The sequence below is a fragment of the Butyrivibrio sp. genome (genome assembly GCF_024699075.1).
Genome location: NZ_JAILQF010000491.1, coordinates 1 through 6,313, shown reverse-complemented (window position 1 = coordinate 6,313; position 6,313 = coordinate 1). Strand labels below are relative to the sequence as shown.

At 36.5% G+C, this 6,313-nt stretch carries 8 protein-coding genes; 1 reads left to right on the top strand and 7 read right to left on the bottom strand.

Translation table 11 applies throughout. From position 1 onward, the window contains the following. From phoU to K6G87_RS19655, 6 genes are all read right to left on the bottom strand, one after another. Positions 1 to 477 (bottom strand): phosphate signaling complex protein PhoU (gene phoU, locus K6G87_RS19680; protein ID WP_296841138.1); only part of this gene is annotated, 477 nt, incomplete at its 3' end. A gap of 43 nt (positions 478 to 520) precedes the next feature. Then, entirely contained in the window at positions 521 to 1,282 is a 762-nt protein-coding gene (pstB, locus tag K6G87_RS19675; RefSeq protein WP_296841142.1) for a phosphate ABC transporter ATP-binding protein PstB, read from the bottom strand. A gap of 5 nt (positions 1,283 to 1,287) precedes the next feature. Continuing rightward, entirely contained in the window at positions 1,288 to 2,121 is an 834-nt protein-coding gene (pstA, locus tag K6G87_RS19670) for a phosphate ABC transporter permease PstA (RefSeq protein WP_296841140.1), read from the bottom strand. 19 nt (positions 2,122 to 2,140) lie between these two features. Continuing rightward, on the bottom strand, positions 2,141 to 3,043 hold the full coding sequence (gene pstC / locus K6G87_RS19665; RefSeq protein WP_296841136.1) for a phosphate ABC transporter permease subunit PstC: 903 nt from the start codon (positions 3,041 to 3,043) through the stop codon (positions 2,141 to 2,143). Between the two features lie 9 nt (positions 3,044 to 3,052). After that, complete coding sequence (locus K6G87_RS19660; protein WP_296841134.1) at positions 3,053 to 3,988, bottom strand: phosphate ABC transporter substrate-binding protein; 936 nt, start codon at positions 3,986 to 3,988, stop codon at positions 3,053 to 3,055. 147 nt (positions 3,989 to 4,135) lie between these two features. After that, entirely contained in the window at positions 4,136 to 4,372 is a 237-nt protein-coding gene (locus K6G87_RS19655; protein ID WP_296841132.1) for a hypothetical protein, read from the bottom strand. Between the two features lie 417 nt (positions 4,373 to 4,789). Here K6G87_RS19655 and pnuC point away from each other — a divergent pair, with 417 nt between their 5' ends. Then, positions 4,790 to 5,533 (top strand): nicotinamide riboside transporter PnuC, encoded by a 744-nt coding sequence (gene pnuC / locus K6G87_RS19650; RefSeq protein ID WP_296841129.1) that lies wholly within the window; start codon positions 4,790 to 4,792, stop codon positions 5,531 to 5,533. Positions 5,534 to 5,537: 4 nt separating this feature from the next. On the opposite strand, the gene K6G87_RS19645 is transcribed toward pnuC, so the two are convergent. Continuing rightward, the coding region (locus K6G87_RS19645) for an EAL domain-containing protein (protein ID WP_296841127.1) at positions 5,538 to 6,313 on the bottom strand (776 nt) is incomplete at its 5' end.

The window sequence follows — 6,313 nt, the reverse complement described above, 5'->3', positions numbered from 1 at the left end:
AAACAGATCATCAACAACATCGTCATGTTCTATGACTTCTCTTGCCTTTTCAATATCCTTCTCAACATAGGCTTCAATACTGTGATTGAGCATCATCATTGTTTCCGTAGCCATCTTGGAAATATGTTCAAACTTATCAATCTGGCTTTTTCGCCCCATAAGTATTGTCATTTCTGAAATATCTGCTGCATGGTCGCCGATTCTTTCCATATCTGTTACCATTTTCATTGCTGCCGTTACAATACGAAGATCCTTGGCAACAGGTTGCTGCTGTATAAGAAGATTGAAGCAAATGCTTTCGATATGTTTTTGCAACCTGTCAACTTCAGAATCATTTTCCATGATCATTTGTGCCTTGATTTCATCACGCGCCACCATTGCTTCTATCGCACTTTTAATAGACTTAATAATTTTACTACCCATCTCTATCATTTCTGTATTAAGCTCCAAAAGCTGCTCATCAAATTTGCTTCTCATGACTATTGTCCTTTCCATAATTTCTATTATTTCACCAATCATATCAGCCAAATCTTCCTGTTATATAATCCTCAGTCCTTTTATCTTTAGGATATGCAAAAATTCGTCCTGTTTCTCCAAATTCAACCATCTCTCCTACAAGAAAAAATGCTGTATAATCCGATACTCTCACAGCCTGTTGCATATTATGAGTTACCACAACTACTGTATACTTTTTCTTAAGCTCCTCCATAAGATCTTCTATCTTGGTTGTTGATATAGGATCAAGTGCAGAAGTAGGCTCATCCATAAGAAGTATTTCAGGTTCTACAGCAAGAGCTCTTGCAATGCAGATTCTTTGCTGCTGACCACCTGATAATGAAAGCGCTGATTTCTTTAATCTATCTTTTACTTCATCAAAGATAGCTGCTCCTCTAAGGCTTTCTTCTACGATCTTATCAAGTTTCTTTCTATCCTTGATACCATGTACCCTTGGGCCATATGCTATGTTGTCATATATACTCATTGGAAAAGGATTGGGCTGCTGAAAAACCATTCCGACTTTTTTTCTTAAAAGAGTAGTATCAATCCCTTTTCTATATATATCTTCACCATCAATCTGAACCTTTCCTGTAATCTTAACGTCATCCACAAGATCATTCATTCTGTTAAGTGTTTTCAGAAAGGTTGATTTACCGCATCCTGACGGACCTATAAAAGCAGTAATTGCATTTCCTTTAATTTCCATACTTACATCTTTGAGTGCATGGTTCTCACCATAAAAAAGATTTAAGTCATTAACTGATATCTTTGTATTTCCCATTATCAACCTTATTCCTTCCTTGTTACGTCAAAATGCCTTGTAAGTGCCTTTGTTCCAAGATTTATTAAAAGCACTATTATAAGAAGAACTACTGCTATTCCAAATGCAGTTTCAAAATCACCTTCACTTGTTGCAGACAGATACATTTGAATAGTCAGAGTACCGCCTGACTGAAAAGGCTTATCTAAAAGTCCATCTATATTTTTAGGTAATAGCTTTGCACTTCCGGCAGTGAATAATAAAGCAGCTGATTCTCCCACAATTCTTCCAATAGCAAGAATTGCTCCTGTAATAATTCCAGGCATTGCACAAGGAATTAAAATTGTCCTGATCATATGCCACTTGCCGCTTCCAAGTCCTATTGCCCCATTTCTGTAAGAATCCGGAACCGTCTTTAAAGCTTCCTGTGTATTTCTTGTTATAAGTGGCAAAACCATGATTATAAGCGTAAGTGATCCTGTAAGAAGTGAATATCCAAGTCCGAGCTTTTCTCCAAAAAACATCATTCCAAAAAGTCCGAAAATTATCGAAGGTATTCCGGAAAGAGTCTCAGTTGCATATTCGATAAGAGTTACGATCTTCCCTGGTTTTGCGTATTCATTAAGATAAATAGCACTACCTACACCAATTGGCGTTGCAATTATCATAGTAATAAAGACGATCATAACAGTATTAACAATATTACCTGCAATACCTACAGTTCCTTTTAAAACACTTGTCACTGAAGTAAGGAATGACAGATTGACAGCTCTTATACCTTTTACAAATACATAGATTATGATGCCGGCTAATAAGAAAACAGAAAAAGCTGCGCATATATATATAAGTAGCCGAATGCACATATCTATTATTTTCCTTTTATTAATTGTCACTTTCTGTTCCTACCTTCCTTGCCTTTAGTAAAATAAAATTAACGATCATAATGAAAACGTACAGTACAAGTCCAACAGTAAACAGTACCTGTCTATGTGTTCCGCTGGCATATCCCATTTCACTGACAATCTGGGTTGTAAGAGTTCTGACTGAATTAAATGGAAGTGGTATATTTACTGCACCACCCGCAACCATATTAATAGCCATTGCTTCTCCAAGAGCTCTTCCAATACCAAGTACAACACCCGTTAGAATTCCTGATCTTGCTGCCGGAATAACGGTTTTAAATATTGTCTGTTCTTTAGTTGCGCCAAGTGCAAGGGATGCTGCTCTCAAATTATCTGATACAGCCTTTATCGATGATGTACTTACACTAATAACTGTTGGAAGGATCATGATCGCCAGAACAATGATCGCAGAAAGCATATTAGCACCACCCGTATATTGGTGAGTACTATCGCCCTCAAATATAATTTTTTCCAGCTTGAACATAAAAGGATTAAGAACCATCATTCCTATAAGACCATAGATAACTGAAGGAATGGCAGCAAGTAGTTCAACTGCGCTCCCAACGATGCTTCCAAGCTTTTTATGTGCCATTTCTGACAAAAAAACAGCAGTAAGGACACCAATAGGAACACCAACAAGTATTGCAGCTGCAGTACCTACAAATGATGTTAATATAATATATCCTATTCCATAAGACGGGCTGCTGGCAGTAGGCTTCCACACTGTTCCAAAAAGAAGATCACAAACCCCGACTTCTTTCAAAGCCGGGGTGCCTTTGATGAACATATATAGCGTAATCGCACATACTGCAAATATAGCAACCACTGCGCAGATCAAAAATATCAGGTTTGCAGTTTTTTCTATAATTGCTTTTTTATTCATTTTATCCCCTTACTGTGGAACGATAAGGCCAACACTCTTAATGATCTCTTTACCTTCTTCAGAATTCACATAATCAAACCATGCCTTAACAAGTTCGCTCTGCTCACTAATCTCACCCTTTGTAGCCATAACAAATGGTCTCTGAAGCAGGTATGCTCCAGCAAGGATCTGCTCTTCTGTAGGCTCAACACCATCAATTTTCATACCGGTAACAGTATCATCAACTACATCAAGTGATACATATCCGATTGCTCCTGGAGTTGCTGCAACCTTTGCAAGTACACCACCTGTAGAATCAAGTTCCTGTGCATATACACAGATATCTTCAACTTCCATAAGTTCCTCAAAAGCATCCCTTGTTCCAGAACCTGCTTCTCTTCCAATTACTACGATAGGCTGATCTGTTCCGCCAACTTCACTCCAGTTTGTAATTTCTCCTGTGTATATCTTGGCAAGATCTTCTGATGTGATATCTGTTACAGTATTTTCCTTGTCAGTAATAACAGCAATTCCATCGATAGCTACAATATTCTCTACAAGGCCGTTGTTCTTTTCCTCATCCTTAAGACCTCTTGATGCATCTCCTATATCAACTGATCCTGAAGCAAGTGATTCAAGTCCTGCACCTGATCCTGTATACTCTACAGTTACTGTTACGCCAGGATTAGATTCCATAAAGCTCTCTGACATTGCCTCACACATCTTTTCCATTGATGTGGATCCTGCAAGAGAAATGCTTCCTTCTAATGCTACGTTCTCAGTATTTTGTGTTTCAGCTGCTTCACTTTCTGCAGCATCATTTTCTGAACCTTCACTTTCTGCTGCTTCACTTACAGGTGTCTCGCTCCCTGTTGTATCTGTTCCAGATGCCTCTGAGCTACATCCTGTTAAAGCGGCAGACATAAGACATACGCTTGTTAATGCTGCAAATAGTTTCTTTTTCATAATATTAGTCCTCTTCTTTCTAACTTTCTTTTTGTATTTCTTATTTATTTTGTTTTTTATGATCGGCGCCCTTTATGTTGCAACATATTAAGCATATATTTGTTATGTAAAACCCATCACCAGTTTTAAGTAAAACCTGCGTAAAAGTCACGCAAACTCATGATTAAAGAGATAGATCATTCCTCCATAAAATCCTGTAAATATTGCAGGATATCCCATAAAGCAAAACAGCCACATATATCCCTGTAAAAAGAATCTTCCTATAGCCACCCATAAAAAAGCTCCTATTATAAGATTTACTAAAATTCTGACTCCCAAATATAATCTGTTCTTTAAATATATACTTGTATTCAGTTCATTAACCTTATTCCAAATAATGTTCATCTAATTCACCTCCATAAGATAATGCTAATAATCTCATGTAAAATCAGCTATCAGTCTTATGTAAAAAGCCAGTAAAGGATTACATTTAATAAGGCAATTCTTTCATTATCCAATGTAGAAAAGCGATATATGATGAACTATTAATTTGCCTATTACAGAATGAGCGATATATGATGAACTTTTAATTTACCCATTACAGAATGAGCGATATAACGAACACCAAAACACAACTTGACAAATATACCATTGCCATTTAACTGTTATCATGTTAAGATAAAAAGCACCTTACGGAGCAGTTCGTAAGTTCAACGTATATTAACCATACTGCCACCGGGTAGTGAATGCTTATTGCATTCGTGTTCACATCGTTAGGTCTTAGAAGATGTGTACGCGGATGTTTTTTTATGGAGTATTTTTATGACATTATTTAAGAAGGTTAAAAACTATTTTTCTTTATTTGAGATTTCAATCTGGGTAGTATCTGTGACCCTTATTGTTTCTTCATTTTTTATTTTTGATAAGGAGCAGTATCTTACACTGATAGCCTCTCTTATAGGAGTAACTTCAATACTGTTAAATGCCAAAGGAAACCCCATGGGGCAGCTTCTTATGGTATTTTTCAGCCTTATGTACGGCTATATTTCATTTTCTTTTTCTTATTATGGGGAAATGATAACTTACCTTGGCATGACTATGCCTATGGCTGTATTTGCTCTGATAAGCTGGATCCGCCATCCCTACAATGGCAGAAAAACTGAAGTAGAAGTAAATCATATAGAAAAAAATGAACTTGTATTTATGGTAATACTTGCAGCAGTAATTACTACTGTTTTTTATTTCATATTGTTAGCATTTAATACAGCCAATATCCTGCCAAGTACCATTTCAGTAACCACAAGTTTTATAGCTGTGTACCTTACATTTAGAAGAAGCGCATATTTTTCGGTTGCATATGCCCTTAATGATATAGTCTTACTCATACTTTGGGGCCTTGCAAGCCTTGAAGATATCAGATATATATCTGTCATCGTATGTTTTATGGCCTTTTTAATAAATGATATATATGCATTTTACAGTTGGAAAAAGATGGAATACAGACAAAGGACTTATGTTCTAAAAAACTGCGCTTATCTTTATAGCTCAAAGATAAACGCAGTTTAATTCTTTAACCGCTTTTGGCACATACTTCTTTAAATTCTTCCAAAGGTACAGGCGGTGAAAACAGATAGCCCTGTAAATAATCACATCCTATTTTGTACATTTCGTCAGCCATCTCTTTAGTCTCAATTCCCTCAGCCGTAACCGTAAATCCCATCTTTTTAAAAGTCTGTATAAGGCTTGGAAGAAGGGTGTCAGGATTATTGCAATAATCCCTTACAATAGCCATATCTATTTTGATATTTATAAATGGTATACTCTTGACCCTGTCAAGATTTGAATATCCTTTACCATAATCGTCAAGGACGAACTGGAATCCTCCTTCTTTCATGATCTGAATCTGACGCATAAGAACCATCTGATCTACCATGGCTTCTTCTGTTATCTCAAGATGGATCACGCCTACGTCAATACCGCACTCATCAACAATATAATTATATCTGTTTGCAAGGCTCTTATTCATGAACTGCATTGGAGAAAGATTTACATTTATCCATTTAACGCCCATTTCTTCAAGACTGTTATCTTTTATATACCTGCATGTCTTTTTTAATATCTGTTCGCCCATCTGGTTAATGCTGCCATTATGTTCAGCAATTGTGATGAACTCTCCTGGCATTATCCTGTTTCCATCAGGGTCTTTGATCCTTGCAAGAGCTTCTGCACCAACTATTTTATATGTATCAGCCCTTACAATTGGCTGTAAATACACCTCAGTCTTATCATTTTCAATAACCCACTTAAGAGTTTTTCTTATATATACTTCTCTTTCGCTTTGTAATA

Bases quoted from the DNA above. Each gene is read 5' to 3' on its own strand.
- pstA (WP_296841140.1), bottom strand. From the start codon at position 2,121: ATGTGCATTCGGCTACTTATATATATATGCGCAGCTTTTTCTGTTTTC.
- pstC (WP_296841136.1), bottom strand. From the start codon at position 3,043: ATGAATAAAAAAGCAATTATAGAAAAAACTGCAAACCTGATATTTTTG.
- K6G87_RS19660 (WP_296841134.1), bottom strand. From the start codon at position 3,988: ATGAAAAAGAAACTATTTGCAGCATTAACAAGCGTATGTCTTATGTCT.
- K6G87_RS19655 (WP_296841132.1), bottom strand. From the start codon at position 4,372: ATGAACATTATTTGGAATAAGGTTAATGAACTGAATACAAGTATATAT.
- pnuC (WP_296841129.1), top strand. From the start codon at position 4,790: ATGACATTATTTAAGAAGGTTAAAAACTATTTTTCTTTATTTGAGATT.